Annotated in this window: 23 protein-coding genes; 13 read left to right on the plus strand and 10 right to left on the minus strand. The window is 71.5% G+C overall.

Annotated elements, in window-relative coordinates; all coding sequences use genetic code 11:
• Positions 1 to 238 precede the first annotated feature (238 nt).
• From K3N28_RS06815 to K3N28_RS06870, 12 genes are all read left to right on the plus strand, one after another.
• Positions 239 to 1,441: a glycosyltransferase gene (locus K3N28_RS06815; RefSeq protein ID WP_228091736.1), complete on the plus strand. Its 1,203-nt coding sequence runs from the start codon at positions 239 to 241 to the stop codon at positions 1,439 to 1,441.
• A complete protein-coding gene (locus tag K3N28_RS06820; protein ID WP_228091737.1) occupies positions 1,438 to 2,067 on the plus strand; it encodes a hypothetical protein in 630 nt (209 codons plus the stop codon). The genes K3N28_RS06815 and K3N28_RS06820 overlap by 4 nt, the downstream gene beginning before the upstream one ends.
• Positions 2,068 to 2,140: 73 nt before the next feature.
• Positions 2,141 to 3,661: a glycosyltransferase gene (locus K3N28_RS06825; RefSeq protein WP_228091738.1), complete on the plus strand. Its 1,521-nt coding sequence runs from the start codon at positions 2,141 to 2,143 to the stop codon at positions 3,659 to 3,661.
• Positions 3,658 to 4,866, plus strand: a complete 1,209-nt coding sequence (locus K3N28_RS06830; protein WP_228091739.1) for a glycosyltransferase — start codon at positions 3,658 to 3,660, stop codon at positions 4,864 to 4,866. The genes K3N28_RS06825 and K3N28_RS06830 overlap by 4 nt, the downstream gene beginning before the upstream one ends.
• On the plus strand, positions 4,863 to 5,402 hold the full coding sequence (locus K3N28_RS06835) for a hypothetical protein (protein WP_228091740.1): 540 nt from the start codon (positions 4,863 to 4,865) through the stop codon (positions 5,400 to 5,402). Before K3N28_RS06830 ends, K3N28_RS06835 begins: the two co-directional genes overlap by 4 nt.
• Complete coding sequence (locus K3N28_RS06840) at positions 5,392 to 6,723, plus strand: glycosyltransferase (protein ID WP_228091741.1); 1,332 nt, start codon at positions 5,392 to 5,394, stop codon at positions 6,721 to 6,723. Before K3N28_RS06835 ends, K3N28_RS06840 begins: the two co-directional genes overlap by 11 nt.
• A complete protein-coding gene (locus tag K3N28_RS06845) occupies positions 6,720 to 7,364 on the plus strand; it encodes a hypothetical protein (protein ID WP_228091742.1) in 645 nt (214 codons plus the stop codon). The genes K3N28_RS06840 and K3N28_RS06845 overlap by 4 nt, the downstream gene beginning before the upstream one ends.
• Positions 7,365 to 7,542: 178 nt before the next feature.
• Positions 7,543 to 8,463 carry a proline dehydrogenase family protein gene (locus K3N28_RS06850; RefSeq protein ID WP_228091743.1) on the plus strand — a complete coding sequence of 307 codons (921 nt, stop codon included), beginning with the start codon at positions 7,543 to 7,545 and terminating at the stop codon, positions 8,461 to 8,463.
• Positions 8,464 to 8,607: 144 nt separating this feature from the next.
• On the plus strand, positions 8,608 to 10,380 hold the full coding sequence (locus K3N28_RS06855; RefSeq protein WP_228091744.1) for a hypothetical protein: 1,773 nt from the start codon (positions 8,608 to 8,610) through the stop codon (positions 10,378 to 10,380).
• Between the two features lie 197 nt (positions 10,381 to 10,577).
• Complete coding sequence (locus K3N28_RS06860; RefSeq protein ID WP_091031906.1) at positions 10,578 to 10,781, plus strand: helix-turn-helix domain-containing protein; 204 nt, start codon at positions 10,578 to 10,580, stop codon at positions 10,779 to 10,781.
• Positions 10,782 to 10,925: 144 nt separating this feature from the next.
• Complete coding sequence (locus K3N28_RS06865) at positions 10,926 to 11,027, plus strand: 30S ribosomal protein bS22 (RefSeq protein ID WP_081687713.1); 102 nt, start codon at positions 10,926 to 10,928, stop codon at positions 11,025 to 11,027.
• A gap of 44 nt (positions 11,028 to 11,071) precedes the next feature.
• Positions 11,072 to 11,386 carry a DUF2516 family protein gene (locus tag K3N28_RS06870; protein WP_228091745.1) on the plus strand — a complete coding sequence of 105 codons (315 nt, stop codon included), beginning with the start codon at positions 11,072 to 11,074 and terminating at the stop codon, positions 11,384 to 11,386.
• Between the two features lie 514 nt (positions 11,387 to 11,900).
• Here K3N28_RS06870 and htpX read toward each other — a convergent pair.
• The 6 genes from htpX to K3N28_RS06900 all read right to left on the minus strand — a co-directional run bounded on the left by htpX (position 11,901) and on the right by K3N28_RS06900 (position 20,073).
• The gene (htpX, locus tag K3N28_RS06875) at positions 11,901 to 12,764 is read right to left on the minus strand and encodes a zinc metalloprotease HtpX (RefSeq protein ID WP_228091746.1); all 864 of its coding nucleotides are present in this window, start codon (positions 12,762 to 12,764) and stop codon (positions 11,901 to 11,903) included.
• Between the two features lie 73 nt (positions 12,765 to 12,837).
• Entirely contained in the window at positions 12,838 to 14,472 is a 1,635-nt protein-coding gene (locus K3N28_RS06880) for an NADH-quinone oxidoreductase subunit N (protein ID WP_228091747.1), read from the minus strand.
• Between the two features lie 42 nt (positions 14,473 to 14,514).
• Positions 14,515 to 16,083 carry a NuoM family protein gene (locus tag K3N28_RS06885; protein WP_374209713.1) on the minus strand — a complete coding sequence of 523 codons (1,569 nt, stop codon included), beginning with the start codon at positions 16,081 to 16,083 and terminating at the stop codon, positions 14,515 to 14,517.
• A 574-nt stretch (positions 16,084 to 16,657) separates the two neighbouring features.
• Positions 16,658 to 18,580 (minus strand): NADH-quinone oxidoreductase subunit L, encoded by a 1,923-nt coding sequence (locus K3N28_RS06890; protein WP_228091749.1) that lies wholly within the window; start codon positions 18,578 to 18,580, stop codon positions 16,658 to 16,660.
• A complete protein-coding gene (gene nuoK, locus K3N28_RS06895) occupies positions 18,577 to 18,903 on the minus strand; it encodes an NADH-quinone oxidoreductase subunit NuoK (protein ID WP_228091750.1) in 327 nt (108 codons plus the stop codon). The genes K3N28_RS06890 and nuoK overlap by 4 nt, the downstream gene beginning before the upstream one ends.
• A 360-nt stretch (positions 18,904 to 19,263) precedes the next feature.
• Entirely contained in the window at positions 19,264 to 20,073 is an 810-nt protein-coding gene (locus K3N28_RS06900; RefSeq protein ID WP_228091751.1) for an AraC family transcriptional regulator, read from the minus strand.
• 116 nt (positions 20,074 to 20,189) lie between these two features.
• On the opposite strand from K3N28_RS06900, the gene K3N28_RS06905 reads away from it, so the two are divergent.
• On the plus strand, positions 20,190 to 20,546 hold the full coding sequence (locus K3N28_RS06905; RefSeq protein ID WP_228091752.1) for a VOC family protein: 357 nt from the start codon (positions 20,190 to 20,192) through the stop codon (positions 20,544 to 20,546).
• 150 nt (positions 20,547 to 20,696) lie between these two features.
• On the opposite strand, the gene K3N28_RS06910 is transcribed toward K3N28_RS06905, so the two are convergent.
• The 4 genes from K3N28_RS06910 to K3N28_RS06925 all read right to left on the minus strand — a co-directional run bounded on the left by K3N28_RS06910 (position 20,697) and on the right by K3N28_RS06925 (position 26,448).
• The gene (locus K3N28_RS06910) at positions 20,697 to 21,104 is read right to left on the minus strand and encodes a hypothetical protein (RefSeq protein ID WP_228091753.1); all 408 of its coding nucleotides are present in this window, start codon (positions 21,102 to 21,104) and stop codon (positions 20,697 to 20,699) included.
• Positions 21,105 to 21,587: 483 nt separating this feature from the next.
• Positions 21,588 to 23,564, minus strand: a complete 1,977-nt coding sequence (locus tag K3N28_RS06915) for an HNH endonuclease signature motif containing protein (protein ID WP_228091754.1) — start codon at positions 23,562 to 23,564, stop codon at positions 21,588 to 21,590.
• A 491-nt stretch (positions 23,565 to 24,055) separates the two neighbouring features.
• A complete protein-coding gene (gene mqnP / locus K3N28_RS06920) occupies positions 24,056 to 24,949 on the minus strand; it encodes a menaquinone biosynthesis prenyltransferase MqnP (RefSeq protein ID WP_374209706.1) in 894 nt (297 codons plus the stop codon).
• A gap of 38 nt (positions 24,950 to 24,987) precedes the next feature.
• The gene (locus K3N28_RS06925) at positions 24,988 to 26,448 is read right to left on the minus strand and encodes a menaquinone biosynthesis decarboxylase (protein ID WP_228091756.1); all 1,461 of its coding nucleotides are present in this window, start codon (positions 26,446 to 26,448) and stop codon (positions 24,988 to 24,990) included.
• Between the last annotated feature and the right edge of the window lie 68 nt (positions 26,449 to 26,516).

Consider the following 26,516-nt stretch of genomic DNA (forward strand, 5'->3'; position numbering starts at 1 on the left):
TCGTTCAATTTCTGGTCTCCTCGGGACTGTTAGAATCCGGCATCATGGCGCTGACGGGATCGCTCGATTCGGGCCGAAGGAGCATCGGCTCCCGGAATCGCCGCGCCCTCCCGGCGGAGGGACGGGCGCTGCCCACGGTAGCGCACGGCCGGGTTCCGGAGGCGCACGCCCCTGCGGTGCGGTGCGATCCCCGGAGTCTCCGACCTGCGGAATCGGCTGCTGGGACGGGCGGTGACCTGTGACTTTCGGTCCCGACCGCCGCGTAGCCGTCGTCACCCCGTGGTACCCCACCGCCCGCACCCCGTACGGGGGCACGTTCGTGCAGGAGGTCGTCAAGGCGGTCGCCGGACGCTGCGAGCGGGTCGCGGTCTACCACACCGACCCGTGGACCCTGCCCCAGGATCCCGAGCAGGCCGCCCGCGTCGAGCGCGCTCAGCGCGAAATCGCGACCCGCGCGGCCGCGGGCTTCCCCGGTGTGGCGGGCTCCGTGGTGCGCCACCTCCCGGCGATGATGCCGCCCGGCGGCGACTGGGCCGCTCAGGCGCGCGCGCACGCCGAGTGGACGGCCCTGGCACTCGGGGGCGAACCGATCCCCGAGCCGGTGGTCCACGCCCATGCGGGCATCCGCGGCGGTTACGCCGCGCTCGAGAACGCCCGCCCGGACGCGCGCGTGTTCGTCACCGAGCACGCCTCCTTCCTCGCGGACGTCCTCGCCGAACCCGCGGCCCGCGACCTGTACGACGAGGTCGTCGACTGCGCCACGCGGTTCTTCGTGGTCGGCTCCGCCCTCGGCGCCCTGGTCGCCGAGGCCTACCCGCACCACGCCGGGAAGGTCGAGCTGATCGCCAACCCCGTCGACTTCGACGTACCGCCCAAGGCCCCGGTCGACCGGATCCGGCGCTGGCTCACCGTCGGGTCCCTCATCCCGCGCAAACGCGTCGACCACCTCATCGAATGCCTGGCGCTGTGCCGCAAGGAGGACCCGGAGCTCACCCTCACCGTCGTCGGCACGGGGCCCGAGCGCGCCCGGCTCGCCGAGTTGGCCCGGTCCCGCGGCGTCGCCGAGGCGGTCGACCTGCGCGGCGCGGTGGACCCGGCCGAGATCCCCGCGATCATGCGCGAGCACGACCTGTTCGTCCACGCCAGCCGCAGCGAGACCTTCGGGGTGGTCGTCGTCGAGGCGGTCGCGGCCGGCCTCCCGGTCATCGCCACCCGCTGCGGTGGCCCCGAGGAGCTGTTGGCCGGGGTCGAGGACGCCGCCGGGGCCGTGGTCGACGTGGACGACTCGCCCGAGCCGTTCGTCACGGCCTACCGCGACCTGGCCGCGCGGTTCCCCGCCCGGCTCGACCTGGAACGGGCCCGAGAGTCCTTGCGCGCCAAATACTCCCATCAAGCGGTCGCCGACCGCCACGAGCAGGTCTGGTTCGGTCCGACCGCATGAGCGAACCCAGGCGCGTCGCCGTCATCGCCCCCGGCGGGGACGCCCGCCTCGCCGCCGTCGCCGCCGCCAATCGGGCCGTCCTCGACGGCTGCGCGGTCCTTGCGCTGCTCGGACCGCCCCGTCCGAACGCCGACGGCCGCTTCGACGCGGCGGTCACCGTCCGCCACGCAGACGCGACCGTCGACGACGCCTGGAGCGCTTTCCGGAGGCGATGGCTCATCGACGTCCCCGGCCTCGCGCTGGGCCGACTGCGCCGCGGCCCGCTGCGCCGCCCCGCGGGCAGGGCCCGCCGCGCCTACGACGTCGCCGTGGCCGAGCCGCTGGAGCGGCGCCTGCTCGAGGACGCGCCGGCGCGGGCCGCCGCGGCCGACGTCCGCGGCTTCCGCCCCGACGTGGTGATCCTGGTGAGCAATGACGCCATCGTCTTCGCCGTGGCGCTCCTGCGGTGGACGGTGCGCCGCGGGGTCCAGGTCGCGTGCGTCTACCCGGGGCCGGTCGACACCGCACCGGTCGCCCCCGTCGGCGCGCCCCTGCGCGTGCGTCAGCGCGGTGCTTCGCACGATCGAGGTGAACATGCCGCCACGATTCCCCCCGAATTTGTCGAACGTTCGGAAAACGCCGGGTGAATCATTGGGTTTCGTACGATGTGACCCACCGGGAGGCCTCTCATGCGGTCCCGGTCGGAGTACGGAGGAGCGGATGGCAGTACACCCCCAGCGGATCGTCATGCTGGTGCAGAACGGCGTCACCGGGGACTCGCGCATCCAGAAGGAGGCCGAGTCCGCCGCGGCGGCCGGTTACGCGGTGACCCTCCTCGGCGTCTCCCCCGACCGCAGGCCTCAGGAGTGGACCCTCGGCGAGGCCGAGGTGCGCCTGGTGCCGGTCGACCGCGTCTTCGACCGCCGCCGCCACGAGATGCGCCGCGGCTGGCTGCGATCCCCGCTCGCCTACCCGCCCGGCCCGCTCGCCGCCTACCGCAACCGGCAGGCCCGCGCCTGGCGCACCGACCTCGACACCGAACGCGACCTCCGCGGCCCGGGCCTGGGCGCGACGCTCGCACTGGCCCCCCGCGAGGCCGCGTACCGGCTGTTCTGGGGCTGGACCGGGCTGCGCCGCCGAGCGACCCGCCGCCTCGAGCAGCGCCGGGCCGCCGCGGCGGCACCGATCGACCGCGCCGCCGCGTCCTTCTGGAAGGCGGTCGCCGGCGACCGGGCCTGGCGCCGCCTGGACCCCGCCCTCTGGGACCTGGAGCTCTCCTTCGCTCCGGTCATCGACGAGCTGCGGCCCGATCTGATCCACGCCAACGACTTCCAGATGCTCGGCGTCGGCGCCCGCGCGAAGCTCCGCGCCGCCCGCCGCGGCCGGGAGATCAAGCTCGTGTGGGACGCCCACGAGTACCTGCCGGGCATGAAGGCCTGGAAGAACCACCCGTGGTGGAAGGACGCGCAGCTCGGCCACGAGCGCGAGTTCGCCCCTCACGCGGACGCGGTCGTCACCGTCTCCGACACGCTCGCCTCGATGATGCGCGAGCGCCACCGCCTCCCCGAGACACCCGAAGTGGTCATGAACGTGCCCGACTTCGGCGACGCGGACGAGGCTCCCGACCCGAGCCTGCGCGAGCGCTGCGGGATCGGCCCCGGCACGCCGCTCATGGTCTACTCCGGGGCGCCCCTCGAACAGCGCGGCCTCCACATCCTCGTCGAGGCGCTGCCCTCGCTCCCGGGGATCCACGCGGCGTTCATCGTCTCCAAACCGCACTGGCGGTACGTCCTGCGACTGCAGTCCCGCGCCGCCGAACTCGGCGTGGCCGACCGCGTCCACGTGCTCGAATACGTGCCCCACCGTCAGGTCGTGCCCTTCCTCGCGGAGGCCGACCTCGGCGTGATCCCCATCCACCACTGGGGGAACCACGAGATCTCCCTCATCACCAAGTTCTTCGAGTACGCGCACGCGCGCCTCCCGATCGTCGTCAGCGACGTGAAGACCATGTCGGCGCTGGTGCGGCGCACCGGTCAGGGCGAGGTGTTCCGCGCCGAGGACACCGAGGACTTCATCCGCGCCGTCAAAGCCGTGCTCGAGGACCCCGAGACCTACCGCAAGGCGTACGCCGAGGCCGTGCCGCTCGAGGAGTGGACCTGGGCGAGTCAGTCGACGCGCCTGATCGGCGTGTACCGGCGCCTGCTGGGCGCCGCGACCGACGAGGAGAGGCGGGCGCAGTGAACGCCGACAGACACGTCGCGGTGGTCACGCCCTGGTACCCCGATCCGCAGGTGCCCTACGCGGGGGCCTTCGTCGAGGCGCAGGTCGAAGCCGTCTCGGGCGGGTGCGCGCGACTGGACGTGTACCACCTCAAGAGCTGGTCCGTCGGCGCCGTGGGCCGACCGCTGGAGGCGAACCCCGAACTCCTGGACCTCCACACGCGGCTCCTGGCGCGCTCGCGGGTGCCGCTCGCGACCGCCGGAGGGGCCGTGCTCCACCGAGTCCCCACGCTCACCCCGCGCGACACGGCCTGGGTCACCCACTCCGACGCCTCGGCCCGGTGGCTGCGCGAAGCCCTGGGCGGCGAGCCGCTGGCCGCGCCGATCGTCCACGCGCACGTGCCGATCACCGCGGGCTGGGCGGCACTCGAGAACGCCCGCCCCGACGCGAAGGTCTACATCACCGAGCACTCCTCCTTCCTCGACCGGGTCCTGGAGCAGCCGCGGGCCCGCGCCCGCTACGAGGAGGTGCTCGAACGGGCCGACGGGTTCTTCGTCGTCGGCGAGCCCCTGCACGACCGGATCGCCGCCGAGTTCCCGCACCTGGCCGGGAACATCGAGTACCTGTCCAATCCGATCGACTTCGGCGGCCCGCGCCGCGAGGCGCCCGCGGTGCTGCACCGCTGGCTCTCGGTCGCGGCCCTGAACGAACGCAAGCGGATCGACTACCTGCTGGAGGCGTTCCGGCGCTGCCGCGACCGCGTCCCCGACCTCACGCTCACCCTCGCCGGCGACGGCAAACTCCGCAAGGACCTCGGCGCGCTCGCCCGCGACCTCGGATTGGACGACGCGGTGACGTTCGTCGGCTCCGTCGCGCCCAGAGAGGTCCCCGGGCTCATGGCCTCCCACGACCTGTTCGTCCACACCAGCCGCCACGAGACCTTCGGCGTCGTCGTGGTCGAGGCCCTGGCCGCGGGCACGCCGGTCCTGGTGAGCCGCTGCGGCGGCTCGGACCAGGTGCTGCGCGGCATCGAATCCGAGGCCGGGCAGCTGTTCGACGTGGACGACGACCCGGACGTGCTCGTCGCCGCCTATCTCGAACTGCGCGAACGCCACCCCGACAAGACGGACGTGCCCGCCGCCCGCGAGCGCCTGCGCGCGCAGTACTCCTACGAGACCGTGGCCGAACGCCACTTCCAGATCTGGGACGGAGGCGCCGACCGATGATCGTGCTGTTCGTGGCGCCCAAGAGCGCCTGGCGGCAGGCGCTCGCCGCCGAGACCCGCGCCGCCGCCGACGCCGGGCACGAGGTCCGCGTCGTCGCGCAGGAGCACCGGGACTTCACGCTCGCTCCCCTCGACCCGCGCGTCGAGACCCACTGGATCGCGGTGATCGACCCGGGCGAGGCCGAACCGGCCCTCGTCGGGCTCGTCCTGCGCCGCCTCCCCCTCGGGCTGCTGCGGCTGCTCGGCCGCGGGCCCCTGCACGGCCTCGCCGACCGGGCCGCCAGGCGCTGGCGGCGCACCGTCCTCGGCCCGATCGAGCAGCGCCGACTGCCCGAGCTGGAGGCGCTGCGCGAGGCCCGCCGCACCGAGGCGGTCCGCGCGGCGGTCGCCCGGTGGCGGCCGGACTGGATCGTGCTCCACGAGCCGCACGCGGTCGAGCTGGCCGTGTCCTGGCTCCCTGAACTCCTCGACGCCCGGCCGGACCTGGTGACGACCTTCTCCTTCGAGACCCGAGCGGATGCCGACCATGCGATCTGACCGGCTGCGCCTGCTCTACCTGGCGTTCTTCTTCCCGCCTTCGCGCTCCAGCGGAGTCTTCCGCGCCCGCGCGACGGCGAACCACTTCGCCGAACAGGGCTGGGACGTCACCGTGTTCAAGGCCCCCGACGAGTTCTTCGAGCGGGTCACCGGTTCGGTCGACCCCGAGCTGACCGCCACCGTGGACCCGCGGATCGAGCTCGTCGCCCCTCCGGTCAGCCACTTCCAGTGGGAGACCGACCTGCGCCGCTTCGGACGTTTCCGAGGGAACTTCCCATTCCTCGCCAAGCGCCTGCACCGCTGGCAGCAGCGGCGGATCTTCCCCGACAAGTACGTCTCCTGGGGCGCCTCCTCGCTCCGCGAGGCCCTGCGCCGCCACCGCGAGCGCCCGTTCGACCTGGTCGTCGCCACCGGGAACCCGTTCGCGGCCTTCGGCGCGGCGTGGGCGTTCGGGAAGCTCACGGGCCGCCCCTACGTCGTCGACTACCGCGACTCCTGGACGCTGGACCAGTTCGCGAACGCGCCGTTCTTCCCGCCGGAGCACCCGGCGTGGAAGTGGGAGCGGCGCGTCCTCCGCTCGGCCGCGGCGTCACTGCACGTCAACGCGAACATGCTCGAGTGGCACGCCGAGCGCTATCCGGAGGCCGCCGACCGGATGCAGGTGGTCCGCAACGGATGGGACCCTGATGTGCTCCCCGAACCGGAGGCGACGCCCTCGGCGGACGAGGACCGGCCGCTCGCGTTCTCGTACATCGGCACCCTCACGCCGGTCATGCCGATCCAGGAGACCTTGGCGGGCTTCCGGCGGCTGCGCGAGACCGGCCGCCACCCCGGCGCACGACTGGACCTGTACGGCCATTTCGGATTCTTCGCGGGCAGCGAGGGCCGTCTGCGCACCGACCTGGGCCTGGACGAGCCGATCGAGGGCGTCCACTACCGAGGCGCGGTCCCCAAACCGCGGATCGGCTCCGCCTACGCCGCCAGTGACGTGCTCATGTTCGTCACCGGCGGCTCGAAGTACGTCACCACCGGAAAGGTCTTCGAGTACATGGCCTCGGGCAAGCCGATCGTGTCGGTCCACGAGCCCGGCTGCGCCGCCGAGGAGGTGCTCCGCGGCTATCCGCTGTGGTACGTCCCCGAGAGCCTCGCCCCGGACGACATCGCGGTGGCGATGGCCGAGGCGGGCGACGCGGCCCGCAAGAGCGATCCGGACGTGGCCGCGCGGGCGCGTGAGCACGCCGCCTCGTTCACCAGGGACAAGGCGCTCGAACGGTTCGAGCAGTGGTCCCGCGAGACTGTGGCGAAAGGGGGCGGCAGGTGACCGACACGCTCGAGACCGCCCCCGAGCGGGTGGTCGTGGTGCTCTTCCGCAGCGGCGCGGTCAAGCGCGTCAACGACTATGCGGCCGATCTGATCCGCCGCGGCGTCGCGGTGACCGCGCTCGTCGCCGACGGCCAGGGCTGGGGTCGCGCCCTGCCGCTCCACCCCGGCATCGAGGTGTACTCGCTGGGCCGCACCGAGAACCGCAACCCCCTGCTGTGGACGTACGTGGCGCTGGTGGAGCGCCTCCCCGGCGGGGTGCTCCGCCGCCTCCGCGAGCGGTTGCCCGGTCCGCTCGGACGGGCCGCCGGTTTCGCCGAGCGCGTCCACCGCAAGATCGCCGGGAAGCTCCGCAAGCACCTGTTCTGGCCGGTGTACCGCCCGCTGCGCTCCCAGGCGATGCGCCGTCTGGCGCTGCGCCGTCTCGACGCGCTCCGCCTCGACGGGGTCGCGCGGGTGATCTGCGCGGACGAGTCGACGATCCCGTTCGGCTGGGCCCTGGCGCGCCGCCGTCCCGACTTGGAGGTCACGCGGGCCCTGGACTCTTCAGTCTACGAGCACCGCCCCGTCGTCGCGTCCTCCGTCCCGTGGGACCCCGAGGAGCCCGGCGCGGCCGAGCGGCCGCCGTACATGCAGGTGTGACGAGACAGGTCTCAGAGGCCGAACCCGCTCCCGCGAACCCCGACAACGGGGGTCGAAGCGAAACTATGCCTTGGAAACCGATGGTCATTCTCCTTTCGAAGACCGGTTTCCAATGTTGCGGCGCACGTGTTATGCCACCGTGACCTGTCGCCCGCGGGCGTCCGGCTACGCTGCAGGCATGCTGCGTTCTGTCATTCTCGCCGCCGCCCGGTCATCGAAGATCGAGCGGCTCGTCGGCACCGCGCCCGTATCGCGGTCGCTCGTCCGCCGCTACGTGGCGGGCGAGACGACGGCCCACGCGGTCGCCACCGCCCGCGCCCTGGCGGCCGACGGACTGCTCGCCACGCTCGACTACCTCGGTGAGGACACGGTCGTCGTCGAGCAGGCCGACGCCACCCGCGACGAGTACCTCGCCCTGCTCGCCGCCCTCAAAGAAGGCGGCCTCGCCAAGTCCGCCGAGGTCAGCGTCAAGCTCTCCGCCGTCGGCCAGCGCATCGACCCCGAGATCGCGTACGACCGCGCCCGGGCGATCTGCGACGCCGCCGCCGACTCCGGCACGACCGTGACCATCGACATGGAGGACCACACGGTCACCGACTCCACGCTGGAGATCGTCCAGCGCCTGCGCGAGGAGTTCGAGTCCACCGGCGCGGTGCTCCAGGCCTACCTGCGCCGCACCGAGGACGACTGCAAGGCCCAGGCGGTCCCGGGTTCGCGCATCCGCCTGTGCAAGGGCGCCTACAAGGAGCCCGAGTCGGTCGCCTACCAGCGCAGCCTCGACGTCGACCGGTCCTACGTGCGCTGCATCAACGCGCTCATGGCCGGCCAGGGCTACCCGATGCTCGCGACCCACGACCCGCGCCTGATCGAGATCGGCATCGACCGGGCTCGCTGGTACGACCGCGACAAGGACTCCTTCGAGTTCCAGATGCTCTACGGCATCCGCCCCGCCGAGCAGCTGCGGCTGGCCGCCGAGGGCTACCGGATGCGCATCTACGTGCCCTACGGGGACCAGTGGTACGGCTACCTCATGCGCCGCATGGCCGAGCGCCCCGCGAACCTGGCGGTGTTCGCCAGGTCACTGTGGACGAAGTCCTGACGAGACCGTGAACACGGGCCGATCCGGAGGCGACTCCGGCCCGGCCCGCTTTCCGTGCCAGGGGCTTCGCCCGGACTGGACGCCCAGGCCACAAGCGCTGCTCGTGTCTCGCGCGGTTGGCGACCGGCGACTACAGTTGCGAACGTGACTCAAGCCCCCGAGGACCTCACCCCGGAACCCCCCGAGCGCGGCCACTCCGGCGAATCCCGTCCCGGTCCGGCCGGCTCGGCTCCGCGCGTCCCCGGTCAGCGTTCCGCGTCGGAGGCGTCGCGCAGTGGCGCTCCCGAGCCGATGCTGCCGCAGGCGGACACGGGCGACGCGGTGATCCCGCGGGTCGACCCGATGCCGCCGCTGCCCGAGCCCACCGCGCCGCCCTCCGCCCTGCCGGTGGAGATGCTGCCGCCGGGAGCGGTCCCGGCCGGCGCGGCCCACCATGGGCCCATGCCTCCCGCACCGATGCCGCCGGGCGCCCCGTACGGCCGGCAGCACTACCAGGGGCCCCCCGCCGGGCCGGTCCCGCCCGGCCCCGTCCCGGTGAGCGCGATGCCGCCGTGGCCCGGCGGGCGCGTCTACTTCCCGCCCCGGCCCGAGCGGCGGCGCTCGCGCCTGGCCACGGTCCTCACCGTGGTGCTGCTCGTCTCCGCCTCCGTCTTCGGCGGCGCCCTGGTCAACGGCTGGCGTCCCGCCATGCCTGCAGCCGAGACCGGCACCATCGAGGGCCTCGCGGTCCAGCCCGGCGAGGGCACCGTCCCCAGCCCCGGCCCGAACGCGAGCGAGGCGGAGATCCTCGCCTACCTCAAGGAGCAGGCCCAGCTCGTCCTCGACGCCCAGTCGGCGTCGCTCCTCAACGGCAGCCTCGAAGGCTGGCTCGCCGCCTACGACCCGACGCTGCACCAGCAGATGACCGGCCGATTCGAGTCGCTCACGTCGATGCAGGTCTCCCGCTTCGACTACCAGATCGCCTCGGGCCCGCTCGAGGACGCCTCCGGCGCGATCCCGCTGTACGACGTCTCCGTCGCGCTCTCCTACTGCTTCGTCGAGCCCGCCGAGACCTGCAAGGCCGCCGACATCGTCTTCGACACCCGCTGGCGCGCCGCCGACGACGGACTCGTCATGATCGAGGTCTCCGACTCCGAGTACGGGGAGGGCCCGCACCCGTGGGAGGTCACCGACCTCGTCGCCGCCGTCGGCGAGCGCACCGTCACGGCCGTCCCGGCCTCCCTGGCGGACCGCCTCGACGAGGCCCTGGAGATCTCCGAGGCCGCCGCGGTGAACGCCGACGAGTGGGCCCACTGGGAGCGGCCCGACCGGTACGTCATCTACATCGCCAGCGACGAGGAGTTCGAGACCTGGTTCGGGGGCCTGTGGGACTCCGAGGACGTCCTCGGCTTCGCGCTGCCGCTGTCGGGCACTGTGGACGGTCAGCGCCAGCCCTCCACGTACGCCACGGTGATGGGCGTCGACCGCACCGGCTGGGGCTACGGCCTCACGAGCGTCATCCGCCACGAGTTGGGCCACGCCGTCACACTGTGGGCCGCGCCGTCGGAGCGCTACGCCGACGACACGTGGTGGATGGTCGAGGGCATCGCCGAGTACATCGACCACGGCGACAAGTCCTTGGACGACTACGACCGGACGCTCGACGTGAGCGAGTACGTCGACCAGGGCGGCTGCGCCACCGACATCCTGCCGCCCGATGAGGACGACGACACGCTCGCGGGCTCGGGCAAGTACGGCTGCGGTTTCCTCGGCGTGCACTATCTCATCGAGGAGTACGGGGCCGAAGCGTTCACCGAGTTCTTCGGTACCACTGCGCGAGAAGGGACTCCGGCGGTCGACGCGGCGCAGGAGGTCTACGGGAAAAGCTATGCGGATCTCATGCAGGAGATTACGGCCTTCATTGCCCAGACCGTGTGAGATCGGGTGTTGCCGGGTGGCGCGGACTGCCGTAACATGAGCAACATCCCAATCGAAAGACATCAACGTCACAATCCGTGACACCGACTCGTTTCGGTTCATATGGGCATTCGCGTCCACCGCACCTCCAACACATCACACAACCCCACGTCCTTGCATAAGTGCTCGCAACAGCCCTCGACAGAACGGTGAGACACATGAGCGAACCCGGGGACCTCCTTGACGAGGTCAAGTTCTTGACGGTGACGGAAGTGGCCGAGTTGATGCGCGTCTCGAAGATGACGGTGTACCGGCTCGTCCACAACGGTGAGATCGCGGCGGTGCGGGTGGGGCGCTCCTTCCGCGTCCCCGAGAGCGCCGTGAAGACGTACCTCTCAGAGGCACTCCAGACCGACGAGTGACCCCGCTCGGCCCGGCAGGTCCCGCCACGCGCGAGCTGTGACGGGGCCTGCGGTTCTGCTCGCCCGGCGCGGGGGCTCCGGAAGAGTCGAGCTAGGCTTGTCGGGCTCAAAGTATCGTCTAGTGAACATCTGTGAGGAAGCTCTATGGGCTCGGTCATCAAGAAGCGGCGCAAGCGCATGGCGAAGAAGAAGCACCGCAAGCTGCTCCGCAAGACCCGCGTGCAGCGTCGCAAGCTCGGCAAGTAGCCGAGACGACCGGCTTTCGAGTACCTGCGGGTAGGCTGGTCCGCATGCCAGAGTTCGACGCCGCGTTCGCGTTCGAGATCCGCGACTGGGTCTCCACGATCATCAGGTACGGAGCCGCGCTCCTGTCCCTGATCGCCTGCATCCACTGCGCGATGCAGAAGCCGGACGCGTTCAACGCCCTCGGCACCCTCTCGAAAGGCGCCTGGATCGGCGTGCTGGCCCTGAGCCTGGTCTTCGCGCTGCTCTTCGGCGCGTTCGGCAGGCCGAGCCTGTTCACGCTCATCGCCATCGCGGCGGCCCTGGTGTACCTCCTGGATGTCCGCAGCGGCATCAAAGACATCGGCGGCAGCGTCTACTAGCGCACCTCGCCCGGTCGGTCCGATCGGTGCGACCGCTTGACTCGCGCGAAAGCCGCGCCGGCGATGCCGGCGCGGCTTTCGGAGTGCCCGGGGGCCGCCGAGGACGATGGAGGACTGCGACGCCGAAGCCGTCGGCGGGGCCGTCGACTCCGTCGAGGCCGCGTTCGGCGGCCTCGACGGTTGCGTTACGCCGCCGCGCGGCCGTATCGGACGCCGCCGTCCCGTCGCCCGTCAGCGCCGCACATGCGCAGGGTGCCGGGTCCCGGCGTGTGTGGTTCCTCCAGCGGTGACGCCGGTGCCGCACATGGGCGGGCCGCCGGGTCCCGGCGTGTGGTGGCTCCACCTCAGCAGTGATGCCGGCGCCGCATGCGTTCGGCGCGCCGGACACCGGCGTGTGGGGGTTCTCCCCAGCAGTGACGCCGACGCCGCGCACACGGCGCGTCCGACCGCGTACGCCTGGCTCGGCGCCATGGCCTTCAGCGCCGCACACCTGCGGCGGGTCGCCGCGGCGTCCTCAGCGGACGACGCCGCGGGCCATCTCCCGCAGGCGCCTCACGCGTTCGGCGGTCGGCGGGTGGGTCGAGAACAGGCTCGACAGGCCCCCGCCGCGCAGCGGCGACTCGATCATCAGGTGCGCCTCGCCCGCGATCGGGCTGTCCGAACGCGCCGGCATCCGGTCGACTCCGGCCGAGATCTTCTGCAGCGCGCTGGCGAGCGCCAGCGGGTCGCCGGTGAGCCGCGCGCCCGAGGCGTCCGCCTCGAACTCGCGCGACCGCGAGACGGCCATCTGGATCATGCCCGCGGCGAGCGGTCCGAGGATCATCGTCAGCAGCAGCACGAGCGGGTTCGGCCGGTCGTCGTCGGCGGAACCGAAGAACGGCAGGAACATCGCGAGGTTCGCGAGCATCGTGATGATGCTCGCGAGCGCCCCGGCGACCGAGGAGATGAGGATGTCGCGGTTGTAGACGTGCGACAGCTCGTGCCCGATCACCGCCCGCAGTTCCGCCGGGCTCAGCAGGCGCAGGATCCCGTCCGTGACGGCGACCGCCGCGTTCTCCGGGTTGCGGCCCGTGGCGAACGCATTCGGCTGCGGCGTCGGCGCGACGTACAGGCGCGGCATCGGCTGGTTCGCGCGCTGCGAGAGCTCGCGGACCATCGCGTACAGCTGCGGGGCCTGCGCCTCCGAGACCGGCCGCGCCCGCATCGAGCGCAGCGCGATCTTGTCGGAGTTGAAGTAGGCGTAGGCGTTCATGCCCACCGCGATGACGGTGGCGATGAGGATACCGGTGGAGCCGCCGATGGCGTATCCGATGGCGATCACGAGGGCCGACATCGCGCCGAGCAGCACCGCCGTTTTGAGGCCGTTGTGATGCTTCATGATGCTGGGTTTCCCTTCTCGCGGGAAATGCAACGTGTTCGTTACCCCCAGTATTTCGCCACGAGCTGGGAAATCACCGAGAAAGCGACGTGAACTCCAGCACGACCTGCGGCGCGAGACTCACGACGGCCAGCGCCAGTCCGATCAGTGCGACCGCGACGGCGAAACGCCCCTTCGAGGGCAGCGGGCCGCGCCCGACCAGGAGCGTCCGCACCAGCGGCAGATAGTAGGCGAGCCCGAGCACCGCCCCCGCGGCGACGACCACGGCGAGCCACACCGCGGAGGACGCGAGCACTTCGAGGATCGCGACCTTCGCGAACGTCCCGGCGAGTGCCGGAGGCAGCCCGGCCAGCCCGATGACCGAGAAGAGGAGGACCGCGGCGGGCAGCGGCGCGGTCCGCCAGAGTCCGGTCAGGTCCGCGATCGCGCCGCCCTCGCCGATGTCCTGCGTCCGATCCGCCGCGACCGCGGCGTCGGCTCGCGAATCGGACGCCGCCGGTTCGCGATCGGGCACGCCGGTCCGGCCAGCGCCGCCGAACGTCGAAGGCGTCGACGGCCGGACCGCCGTCAGGGCCGCGAAGGCGCCCGCTTCCAGGAGCACGAAGAACACCGCGTACGCCAGCGCCGCCGAGGCGGCCGTGCCCGCGTCCATGCGGCCCGCCGCCGTCGCGATGACCGCCAGCGGCGCCAGCACGTACCCGGCGTGGGCGATCCCCGACCACGCCAGCAGCGGCACGGTGCGCCGCTGCGCGAGCGCGCCGAGGTTGCCGATCACGATCGAGGCGACGCTCAGCGCCGCCAGCACGATCCCCGCGCTCAGACCCGCGCTCGCCGCGAGACCGAAGTGGACGACCCACACGATCGCGACCGCGCCGCCGAGTTTGGACGCGCTCGCCAGGTAGGTCGCCACCGGCAGGGGCGCGCGTTCGAGCACCAGCGGCGCCCAGGCGTGCAGCGGCGCCGCGGCGAGCTTGAACGCGATGCCGCCCAGCAGCAGGGCGACCCCGGCCGCGACCAGGCCCGCATGTGCCCCTTCCAGGCCGGTGGTGAGGCCTTCCAGGTGCACGGTGCCGCTCGCGGCGTACAGCAGCGCCGCGCCCATGAGCGCCGTCGCCGACGAGGTGATCGAGGCGATCAGGAACGTCACCCCGGCCTCGGAGCCGTCCCGGCCGGCCCTCGTCGGCGACGCCTGCGCGCCGTCGGTGGAGGCGTGGGAAGTGGGTGGGCCGTTGGCAGGGGTGCGCGGAGTACGCGAGCCCTCGGTAGGGGCCTGCGGAGCGGGTGAGTCGTGCATCGGCCCGGTCACCAGCACGTACAGCGGCAGCGTCAACGTCTCGAGCGCCACGATGAGCGTGATGAGATCCCGCGCCCCCGCGAGCGCGATGCCGCCCGACGCCGAGACCGCCAGCAGGAACCAGTACTCGCCCGCCCGCCGTCCGCTCAGGGCCGCGACGAGGACGGTGAGTCCGGCGAACAGCGCCGCCGCGCCCATCGCGGCGTCATCGGCCGCATAGGAGTGCCAGTCGCCGACGCCGAACGTCGCCCGGTCCGCCCCGGCCGCGACCCACACCGCCGCGACTCCCGATGCGGTGAGGCCGATCATCATGCCGGCCTTGGCGAAGCGGCCCCCGAACAGCGCCACGACGGCCGCCGCTGCGGCGAGGTACAGCGGCAGCATCGCCGCGTGGTCGATCGCCTGCACCCGCATCTACCGCACCCCCGACCGGGTCGGCCGCACGCTCGTGTCCATCTACAGCAGCCCTTCCGCGAACAGGTCGAGCAGCGGCCCCGGCACCAGGCCGAGCAGCAGCGTCCCCGCCACGAGCGGCGCCCACACCGCGGCCTCCACGGCCGAGACGTCGCCGATCCCCGACACCGCGGGCGCGACCGGGCCGTGGCTCACCCGCTTCAGCATCCGCAGCAGGTACGCCGCCGCCAGGAACGCCCCGAACGCCGCGGCCGCGGCGAGCGCCGGCCAGGCCCCGCCGCGTTCGGCCGCCGCGTAGACGGTGAACGCCTCGCCCCAGAACCCCGCCAGGCCGGGCAGGCCCAGCGACGCGAGCGCCGCGAACCCGAACAGCCCGGCGAGTTGCGGTGCGGCCAGCCGCAGGCCGCCGAGCGCGTCGAGGCTGCCGGTGCGCGCGCGGTCCTTCAGGGCCCCGGCGAGGAAGAACAGGAGCGGCGTGATGAGGCCGTGCGCGAGATTCCCGAACAGCGCGGCCCGGATCCCGGCCTCGGTCCCGGCCGCGAAGGCGAGGACCACGAAGCCCATGTGGCCCACGGACGAGTACGCGATGAGCCGCTTGATCTCGGGCAGGCTCAGGCACACCAGGCCCGCCACGAGAATGCCCGCCGCGGCCAGCACGCCGAGCACGGGTGCCGCGTCGGCCGCGCCGTGCGGCGCGAGGCCCCCGGCGACGCGGACGAGGCCGTACGTGCCGAGCTTGAGCAGCACGCCCGCGAGGAGGACCGACCCCACGGTGGGCGCGGCGGTGTGCGCGTCGGGCAGCCACGAGTGCAGGGGCCAGAGCGGCGCTTTGACCGCGAATCCGATCGCGAGGAGGGTGAACACGAGCAGTGAGACGTCTCGGCCGACGCCCCCGGAGACGATGATCGCCCCGAGGTCGGCGGTCCCGGTGTCGGCGACCGCGACGAACAGGCCGGTGGCCATGAGCAGCGACCCGGCGACGGTGAACAGCGCGAACTTCGCCGCCGCATGCCGACGCGCGGCCGGATCGCCGTAACGGTGGATGATCGCCCACATCGGCAGCAGGACGGCCTCGAAGGCGATGAAGAAGAGGACCAGGTTGTCCGACAGGAACACGAGCGTCGAGGCGGCTTGGACGGCGAGCAGGAGCGCGGTGAGGGTGGGAGCGGCCGCGCGGTCAGCGGCCCGGATCGCCGAGGAGGGAGCGCTGGCGCCCGCGCCGGCCGCAGCCGTATCGCCGGCGGTCCCGCCCGCCGTGGAGGAGTCGGCGGGAACGCCGCCGGCGAGGCTCACCGTTGAGGCAGGGCCTCGCGTCGCAGCGGCCGCGGGAGCACCCTGAAGCGCAGTGTCGGTATTCGCGGACCGAGCCACCGCGTCACCCGAGCTCGCGGGATCCTCGGGCACGCCGCCTGCGACGCGGCCCCCGCCGCGCTCCGCGCCCAAGGCGTTGTGGACGCAGCACAGGAGCCCGAGGAGCGCCGTGAGGAGCGCGAGCGGCCATGAGACGCCGTCGATCGCGAGCGAGAAGTCCAGGTACAGCGAAGGGGCCCAGGCGACGTCGATCTGATGCCACCAGCCGCCGGTGAGTCGCCCGCCCATGCTCGACCACATGCCGTCGCCGCGCCCGATGGGCAGCACGGCGATGGCGACGAACGCGAGGGCCGCTGCGATCACGCCGATCCAATGCGCGAACGCCCGGTCCCGCCAAGCCCAGACCAGCACCGCCCCGATCAGGGGCAGTGCCACGGCGGCGAGCAACATCAGCTCCATCGGAGCCTCCCGCCGATCGACGACGATCGCCCATGAGATTCATCGGTCAGCCGGAGCCGGAGCCGGAGCCGGAGCCGGAGCCGGAGCCGGAGCCGTGCCCGCATCCCGCTTGCCGAGGGCCGCCTCGTCCGAAACGCGCGCGCCGGCCGTCGCGCTGCGATACCGGCCGCGGAGACCGCGGCAGCACCGGGATCACCGGCTCGCCTCTCGCTCCAGCCCGGGACCCCTCGGCCGTCGGTGACCGGCAGCCGAGGCGGGCGTTCGGCCATGTCGAGCGGCGCCCTTCCAACGGCCTCCGCTCGCCTCCGGCTCGCGACGCGCCCGCGAGCGGGGTGTTCGTCCTCCCCGCGCGGCGCCGTTGCAGCGGCAGCGCCGCGCCCGTATGCGCGACCGCTTCGATGCGCCTCCACACGGATCATCCGTTCCACACGCTCACCCCGATCGCCACGACCGCGATCAGCAGTGTCCCCGCCGCGCTCAACCGCAGGTATCGCACCAGACCGCCCCGGTGGCCCACCGCCGTGTCCCGTGCCGCCGCGAGCGTCGCGCGGGCCGAGCCCTCCACCGCCGTCCGGTCCACCAGCCGCTCGTCCAGCGCCCTGGCCGCCACACTGGCGGCCCTCGCCATCGAACGGGTCGCCTTGCCCGCCAAGCGCTCCGCGTACACGCCTTCGGCGAACAGCGGCCGGGCCCGGCCGAGGACGCTCGCCGGGTCGCGGTCGCCGGCCCGTCTGCCCGTGCGGTTCTTCGCGCGCGACCGGCCCCGCCACCACGAGTCCGCGATCACGGCGAAGCCGCCGAGCGTCACGAGCAGCAGCAGCGCCATCAGGTCGAGGTGCAGCGGCGGCACGTCGAACGGTCCGGTGTAGTACAAGGCCCCGACGCCGACCGTCGCGATCATCAGCGCCCACAACGCGATCGCTTCCGCGTTGGGGATCGCGCCGCGGCCCGCGGGCGAGTGGCCGCCGTCGTGCGCGCCCGGATGCCCCCGCCCGTCTCCTGCCTGGCCCGTCGCCGTGTGTTCGCTACGCGCCCCGGCCTCGGCCGCCGCGCTCGTCTTCGCCTCCCCGCGCCAGAACAGCAGCAGCCACAGCCTCGCCGCGTACGCCGCGGTCAGGATGCTCGCGCCGACTCCGGCCCAGAACACGACCACGCCCGCCGGGGTCCCGGCCTCGTAGGCCGCGCCCAGAACGGCCTCCTTGCTGTAGAACCCGTCCAGCGGCGGCAGGCCCGCCATCGCGGCGAGGCCGATCGTCATGGCCCAGAACGCCAGGGGCGAGTCCTTCGGCCGCAGCCGGGTCGCCCGCAGGGAGCCGTCCGTGCCCGCCAGCGCGATCACGACCCCCGCCGTCAGGAACAGCAGGCCCTTGAACGCCGCGTGGGAGACCAGGTGGAACAGCGCCGCGTCCGCGGCCGCGACGGCGACCGCCGCGAACATGAACCCGACCTGGCTCACCGTGGACCACGCCAGGACGCCCTTGAGATCGCGGGCCGCGAGCGCGCACAGGCCCGCGCCGACCATGGTCACCGCGGCCACGACGGCCACCACGAGCAGCAGCTCGGCCGGCCACACCGGCAGCAGCCGCGTCAGCACGTACGCCCCGGCCGCGACCATCGTGGCCGCGTGGATGAGCGCGCTCACCGGTGTCGGGCCGGCCATCGCCGGGGGCAGCCAGATCTGGAGCGGGAACTGCGCCGACTTCCCGATGCAGCCGAACAGGATCAGCAGCATCGCCGCGGTGGCGACGCCTTCGGCGACCTCGCCGCGGTTCAGCTCGCTCACCCGGAACGTCCCGGCCGACGCCCCGAGGACCATCACGCCGAGCACGAACGCGACGTCTCCGAACCGCGTCACCAGGAACGCCTTCGCCGCAGCCCCGGGAGCCTCCGGCAGTTTCGCGTAGTGGGCGATGAGCAGGTACGAGCACGCGCCCATGACCTCCCACCCGATGAGCATGAACACGAGGTCGTCGGCGGTCACGACGAGGAGCATCGCCGCGCAGAACAGGTTCACCTGCGCGGCGAACGGCGCATAGCGCGGGTCGTCGCGCAGGTACGCGGCCGAGTAGAGCTGCACGAGCAGCGTCACGAACGCGGTCGCGATCGCCACGGCCGCGGTGGTGGGGGAGAGGTCCATCGCGAGGTCGACCCGGATCGAGCCGAAGTCGGCGAGGGTCAGCGCGAACCGCGGGTTCACGATCGCGCACAGGACGGCGAGGCACAGCGCGACCGCAGGGGCGATGAGCGCGGCCCACCGCGCCGGGCCCCGGTGCCGGAAGAGCAGCCCGGCGAGCCCGGCCGCCGCGGGGAGGCCGACGAGCAGCAGCGCGAACGTCATCGGCCGCTCCGGGCGTCGGTCTCGGCGGGCGGTTCCTGCGGCAGGTCGTCGGTGTCGACGGTGGATCGCTCGCGCCACAGGTTGAGGATGAGCGCGAGCCCCACGCCGACCTCGGCCGCGGCGATGACCACGATGAACAGCGCGAAACTCTGCCCGGTGTAGGCGTTCCGGACCAGGTCGGTGGTGACGAACACGAGGTGCACGCCGCCGAGCATGAGCTCGGCGGCGGCGAGCTGGAGGACCGCATTGCGCCGCGTCAGGACCCCGTAGAGGCCGATCGCGAACAGGCCCACGGCGATCAGATACCCGATCAGCGGATGCACGGGTTCCTCCACGCGGGGAGTACATCGGTCGATCGGGGCCACATGGCCTCATCTTGGACTACCGGGAGGGCTGAAGTCCAGCGTCGAGACCGTGTTGATACCGGTCGATCCGATTCACCGCGGACCGGACGAGCGGTTGCGGCGCCGACGAAGTGGCGGCCCGCATGCCGGCCGTCGCTGTCGTCCGGTCGGATCCGGCGGCCGCAGACCGCGCCCGGCAGGCGACCGAACCGCTTCGCAGGGCACCGGAGGGGCGACCAGGAAACAGTGGCTCCGCTCCGAGCGCCACCGCCTCGCCCGCTTTTCCGCCTCGCCGCTTCCGAGCAGTGAGGATCCATCGCCGCTAAGGCCGGGGCCGCTTCAGCCGTCGGACTGCGCGAGGAGCCGTTTCAGCGCCGTGGGGGTATGGCCGTAATGCTGTTTCACCGTGCGCCCCAGATGGGCTTGATCGGCGAAACCGAGCTGCGCCGCCACCGCCGCCAATCCGGTCGCCCCCTCTTCGATCAGGTCGAGCGCTCGGCCGACCCGCACCCGGTTGCGGTAGTGCGTCAGTGAAACGCCGAGGCGGCGGCTGAAAGCCCGGCTGAGCCGATACGGCGACACGCCGAGCAGCGCCGCCAACGACAGCAGGTCCCCTGAAGCGGGATGCCCGGCGCCGATGGCCTCGCAGGCCGTCGCGACCAGTCGAAGCTCGCCGCTCTCGCGCTCCGGCGAGGGCATCGTTCCGCTCACCACCTGCCGCAGCGCGCCGCTCAGCAGGCCCAGCAGCTGCTCCGCCATCGCGAAATCGATGTCGAGGCCGCAGGCCAGCACGCGACGATGCGCCAGGTCCAGGCCGGCGTCCACGTATATCGCGCTCCGACCGAGCACCGCGTCATCCCCGGCCATCACCGTCCACAGCGCGGCGCCGACCTGAATCGAGGTGCAGCTGTCGCCGCCGCTGGGATGCGCGAACTCCTCGCCCTCGCCGGGCACGCCGACATATCCCATCGACGGGTCCACGTAGGCCGCCACCCCATTGGCGCGGCGACGGAACCGTCCCCGGCGCACCAGCACGATGCGGTAGTCCTCGCGCGCGGACTCCGCCGCCCAGCCGCGATGGTCGTCGCGGCAGGTCACCGCCGAGATGGTGAAATCGTCCCGTCGGGCCACCGTGGTCGAGGACAGCATGCGAGGCAGGCTACGGGCCGGGTACGACAAGACCGCAAGAATGTTCAAGACGCAGCCGCGGCCCGAAAGCAGAATCGGTGACGTCCCAGACCACCGACATCCAGGAGTGTCACGCCATGCCCGCGATCGCGGCCCTGTCCACCGTCATCATCGACTGCGCCGATCCCGCAGCCCTGGCCGAGTTCTACGGAAAGGTCACCGGCTGGCCGGTGACCTACCGCGACGACGATGCCGTTCACCTCAGCGACGGCTCGGTGAGCCTGGGCTTCCAACGCATCGACGGATACCAGGGCCCCGGCTGGCCCGATGCCGCCAAACACGCCCATCTCGACTTCGCGGTGACCGATGTCGACGACGCCGTCAAGGAACTGCTGTCGGCGGGAGCCACCTTGCCGGAATTCCAACCCGGCGAAGGCGAATGGACGGTGATGGCCGACCCGGAGGGCCACTTGTTCTGCATCGCCGCCGCTTAGCGAACCGGCGAGTTCGGCTCATTGCAGCAACGGACGCCGGTCGGGCGCCTGCTCCCGGCGTCCGAGAGCAGACGCACTTTCGCCGCCGTGTCAGGGGATCCGTTTCAGGTCCCGTGGCACGGCGGCGTGGTGGTGCGGCCCAGTGATGGATCAGGCGGCGTTGAGGGCCTCCGTGATCTTGCGGGTCATCTCGGCCATGGTGGGGCTGGGCTCGCCCTTGTGGGCGCGGTTGGCGGCCTCGATGGCCACGGTGATCGTGGAGCGGAAGTTCTCGGCCTCGGCCCCGTCCTGGGCCTTGAGCAGCGCCACCGACTCGGTGAGGGCGGGCAGCACCTGGTCGGCGAGCGCGGCGCTGGACTTGGCGTCGAGCTTGAAGTCCTTGGTCTTGGCGGCGAGCACATGCCCCACGGTCCCGGTGGCGGAAGCGAGGGCGAGCGTGCCGTCGGTCGCGACCTTGTGCGCCGAGCCGGCGATCCCGGCGTACGACATGAGCGTGACGGCCCCGTAGGCGGCGGTGCGGATGGTGGCCTGGTCCTGAGCGGTGAGGTTGACGGACATGGTGTGCTCCTTCGTGTTCGCGGTAGTGCGTTTCTCGCTGATGAAGCAACTATGTGGGCCCGTGCTGACACGGTCCTGTCATGACGCTGACGCCGTCCCTGACACCGTGTTCGGCCTGGGCTGACCTGCTCTGAACAGGGGCCTTCTTTTCTGTGCCGGCGAGGTGCGGAAGCGCCCGCCGTTCTGAGGACGACGGCATCAGGGTGAGCGCGGAGTCGCCGAAGGCGTACGGCTGGCGGGTCCGGTGATGGGTGGGGTTCAGGCGGGCGGCGACAGCGAGATAGGGGATTTGGGGCGAGGGCTTTCGGCTTGCCGGGCTGTGGAGGGCCACTGTTCAGGCGGGCAGTGACAACGGGGTGAGTGGTCGGGCGGCGAGCGGTTCGGCTTGCCGGATCGTGGAGGGCCACCGTTGGAGCGGGCAGCGATCACAAGGGGGATTTCGGGGGCGGGCTCTCGGCTTGCCGGGTCGTAGTGGGCCACTGTTCAGGCGGGCGGCAACAATGAGGTGGGCGCTTCCCGGGGCGGGCTCTCGGCTTGCCGGGTCGTAGTGGGCCACTGTTCAGGCGGGCGGCAACAATGAGGTGGGCGCTTCCCGGGGCGGGCTCTCGGCTCGCCGGGTCGTAGTGGGTCGCGGTTCGAGCAGGCGGCGACAACGGGGTGAGTGGTGGAGCGGCCGGGGCGGTTCGGCTTTCGGGTTCGGTGATGGCCGTTGCTCGGGCGGGCGGCGACAACGAGGTCTGTGGTTGCCTCGGTGGCGCTTCGGCCGGCGGGTTCCCACTGGATTCGGTTGCCGGGCATGGGGAAGTGCCCGGACCCGTGCAGGGTCTCGGGCTGGGAGGCATGGGTGGCCATCGAGTGGGCCTGGTAATGCGCTTCCCTTCCCCGCCCTGGCCGCCGCCAGGACGGGCGTCCTAAGAAGGGCGGTGCTCCGTGATCGGGCGCAGCCATTGCGGCCTTCGCCCGTTCGGGTTCGGACTCGGCCTTCGGTTCAGGCTTGGCGAACTTCTCTCGGCATTTAGCTTTGGCCTGCTTGATGGCGGCCATGCACCGGGTCTGCTCCAGGTGTGCAGCCCGTTCGTTGAGCAGGTCTCGGGTCTTGGGCCCTCGCTCCTGAGGGAACAGGCCGGTCGGGAAGACATTCGCAATGTCGGTCTTGAAGTCGGCATCCAGGTCCGCGTCGGTGCGCCAGTCGGAGCACCCGCACCCGGTCTCGGCCATGTCGGCGGGGGTGGCCTCGTGGTCTTCGTGGTGGGTGATGATCGCCTGGCCGGGGCCGGTCTTCTCCACGCTCCATCCGGTGGTGTGGATGCGGCCGTGGTGGAACCGGCACAGCAGGATCAGGTTCTCGGCGACCGTCTTCCCGCCATCGGCCCAGTGCCGGAGGTGGTGGGCTTCGGTCCAGGCCACGGGCCGGTCGCAGCCGTGCCAAGCGCAACCCTCAGGCTGTTCGAGTTCGAGTTTCCTACGGAGGGCCGTGTTGGGCAGCCGCATTGCCCGGCCCAGTTCGATGGCTTCGCCGGTGGCGTAGTTGAAGACGCTCGGGATGATCCCGGCCTCACAGGCGAGGAGGCGGGCTTTGGCCACTGAGATCGGTTTGCCTTCCAGGAGGGGCAGGCGGCCGGTGTCCTTGCCTTGCAACGTCTCGATGTCGACGGTGAGGTCGAGGGTGGCGGTGTGGCCGTGGCGTTTCACTGCTTCGGGGGAGGTGCCGTAGCCGGCGAGGAGTTGGTGGAGGGCTTCGGCGTGCCGGTTGGGGGCGGCCGGGAGGGTGCCGTCGGTGTCGGTCTCCTCCTGCCTCGGGGGCGGGCAGGCGGTCTTGAGGTACTTGTCCAGCAGGCGGCCGGTGGCCTCGGAGAGTTCCCCTGAGAGGGCCCACATGCCGTTGCCCTGCGGGGTGACCTCCAGCCATTGCAGGGATTCTTCACCGAGGCCGTCAAGGACTTCCGCTTCGTCGGCGAGGTTCGCCTCCAGCTCCCACAGGTGCCGCTGGAGTTCCTTGAACGTGGCCTGGGCGCAGTACTGGGCGATCAAGGCTTCGGGCGTGCCGCATTCGACGGCGGCGTCGAAGGGGGAGGCGACCGGGGCTCTGAAGGGAACCCTGGCGAACAGGCGCATGGCCGGGGTCTTGTCCAGTTGGCGGACGGCGTAGGCGACCTGGTCGATCCGGGCCTTCCCAGTCGCTGCCGCCTGAGCCAGGAGGGTGAACTTCCCGGACAGCCGGGCGATGGCGGCGATGTCGGCGGTGACTGCGGTGTGGAAGTCGAACTTGGAGACCAGCCAGTCCCGCAGTGCGGAGAAGCCCTCCACATCGCGGTGGAGGTTGCCTTCCTTCGCTTCGATGACTGCGGACAGGACGGCGGCGTGCTGGGCGTTGATCAGTGCGGCGGCGTCGTCAAGGGCGGATCGGATGGCTTGCGCCTGGGAGTGCTTGTCAGTCCCGGTGAGTGCTGCGGTGGCCATGGGATCACCTCCCTTGATACTCGAATATGCTGCTGATTTTCGCTCGTTTGTGCTGTAATTCAATGGTGACATATGGTGGTGGTGCTGTCATCGCTCGAACGGGTGAAGATTACATTGAGGAGTGTCAATATTGCTTCTTAAGGCGCTGCGCACCAATGGAATCGGGAGAATATGCGGGCCGGACTGGGACCTGAGGCCGCCATGGGTCCGGGATGGAAGTGGACCTCTGCGTCGCCGCCTCAGGGCCTTGACCCGATCGGCGCAGGCGGCCGAAAACGAGCCCTCCGCCCAAGCGACCTCGTCATCGCCGCCGAAGGCCCGCGCCTCGACGGCGCGGGCAGCCGCAGCCCCGCGACAACCGAACACCGCCTCGTTGTCGCCGCCTCGCGACCTTCACTCGATCGATCCGGGCAGCCGAAATCGGGCCGTCCGCTCAATGGACTCCGTTGCAATGGCTCACGCCCCACGACCCAGACGGCCGCGACCCCGGGTCAGCGCAACAGGAGATCTGCCAGCGCGAACCCGAACAACGCCACCGCCACGAACCCGTTCGCGGTGAAGAAGGCCCTGTTCACCTTCGACAGGTCGTTCGGCTTCACGACCGCGTGCTCGTACGCCAGCGCCACCGCCACGACCGCCAGGCCGACCCAGTAGAGCCAGCCGTAGCCGGTCAGCACGCCGAACCAGGCGAAGGCCAGCCACGCCACCGCGTGCGTCACCGTCGAGGCGTGCAGCGCGGCCTTCACCCCCCAGCGCGCCGGGGTGGAGTGGACGCCGATCTGGCGGTCGACCTCGATGTCCTGGCACGCGTAGATGAGGTCGAACCCGCCGATCCACAGGCCGACCGCCAGGCCGAGCACGATCGCCGGGCCCGAGCCGTCGAAGCTGCTGGTCACGGCGATCCAGGCACCCACCGGCGCGACCATCTGGGCCAGGCCGAGGATCGCGTGCGGGTAGTTCGTGAAGCGCTTCGCGTACGGGTAGACGATGAGCGGCGCGACGGCCAGGGGGCTCAGGGCCAGGCACAGCCAGTTGAGGAGGCCTGCCGAGACCAGCAGGGCCGCGAGGCTCACCGCGCAGCCGATGTAGGCGGTCTTCAGGCTGACCTTGCCGGTCACCAGTTCGCGCTCGGCGGTGCGGGGGTTGAGGGCGTCGATCTTGCGGTCGATGATCCGGTTGGCGGCCATCGCGAGGGTGCGGGCGCTGACCATCGCCACGGTCACCAGGACGAGGACCCGCCAGCTGAAGGCGTCCTCCAGGACCATCACGGTGAGGGTGGAGAGGTACGCGAAGGGCAGGGCGAACACGGAGTGCTCGAAGGCCACCAGTTTCAGGAAGTCCTTGACGTGGTTGGGCTTCGGAGCGTCAATCAGCACGGCGTTCACTCCAGTTCGGGGCGGGTGAGCGCATCGGGGGGACGGGCTCAGTCAATTCCGTATTCTTTCCAGCGGTGGTCCACGGTGGCCTTGATCGAGGAGCTCATGCGCATCGCCTCGGGCCAGCCGCGGGTGTAGCCCTCCTCGGGCCATTTGGTGGTCGCGTCGATCCCGGCCTTGCCGCCCCAGAACTGGTGGTAGGAGGCGTGGTCGAGGTGGTCGACGGGGCCTTCGGTGAGCAGGAGGTCCCGCGAGTAGTCGACGTTGCCCAGCGCCCGCCAGGCGACTTCGCGGTAGTCGTGGACGTCGCAGTCGGCGTCCACGACGACGATGAGCTTCGTCAGGCTCATCATCTGGAGCCCCCAGATGGCGCTCATGACCTTCTGCGCCTGCTTGGGGTACTTCTTGTCGATCGAGACGATGACGCAGTTGTGGAAGACGCCGGCGGCGGGCATGTCGTAGTCGACGATCTCGGGGATCATGATCTTGACGAGCGGCAGGAAGATCCGCTCGGTGGCCTTGCCGAGGCCGTGGTCCTCCTGGGGCGGGGCCGAGGTGATGATGGTGTGATAGATCGGCTGCTGGCGCATGGTCATCGCCTCGACGTGCATGACCGGGAACGGCTCGACGGGCGTGTAGAAGCCGGTGTGGTCGCCGAAGGGCCCTTCGGGGAGGCGTTCGCCGGGTTCGGCCCAGCCTTCGAGGACGATCTGCGAGTTGGCCGGGACCTGGAGCGGGACGGTCAGGCAGTCGACCATCTCGACGCGTTCGCCGCGCAGGAACCCCGCGAAGAGGTATTCGTCGATGTCGGGCGGGAGCGGGGCGGTCGCGGCGTAGGCCATGACGGGGTCGGGTCCGATGGCGATGGCGACGGGGAGGCGCTCGCCGCGCCGTTCGGCCTCGGCGTAGTGCGAGGTCGAGTTCTTGTGGATCTGCCAGTGGAGCCCGAGGGTGCGCTCGTCGTGCTGCTGGAGGCGGTAGAGGCCGACGTTGCGCTTGCCGGTCTCGGGGTGCTTGGTATGAGTGAGCCCGAAGTTGTGGAAGACGCCGCCGTCGCCGGGCCACACCTGGAGGCCGGGGAGGATGTTGAGGTCGACGTCCTCGCCCTTGAAGACCACTTCCTGGCACGGGGCCTTGCGGATCTTCTTGGGCGGGACGGATTTGAGCTGGAGGAGCTTGCCCAGGCCGTCGCGGATGCCGGCCCAGCCGATGGGGAGTTCGGGTTTGGCGAGTTCGCCGATGCGCTTGCCGATCTCGTCGAGGTCGTCGACGCCGAGGGCCTTGGCCATGCGGTCGGTGGTCCCGAAGAGGTTGATCGCGAGGGGGATGGCGCTGCCGGCCGGGTGCTCGAACAGCAGGGCGGGACCGTCCGCGCGGACGACGCGCTGGGTGATCTCGGAGATCTCCAGGTGCGGGTCGGCCTCGGCCGTGATCCGCTTGAGGTCGCCGTCGGCTTCGAGGGCGGCCAGGAACGACTGCAGGTCGTCGTACGGGAACTTGGGTGCCACGAAGCCATTCAACCACCCTGGGCGCCGCGGGGGCGGCGCACCCGATGCGGAGTGAACACGGTCTTCCG

The sequence above is a fragment of the Glycomyces sp. TRM65418 genome, assembly GCF_019710475.1.
GTDB lineage: Bacteria > Actinomycetota > Actinomycetes > Mycobacteriales > Micromonosporaceae > Glycomyces.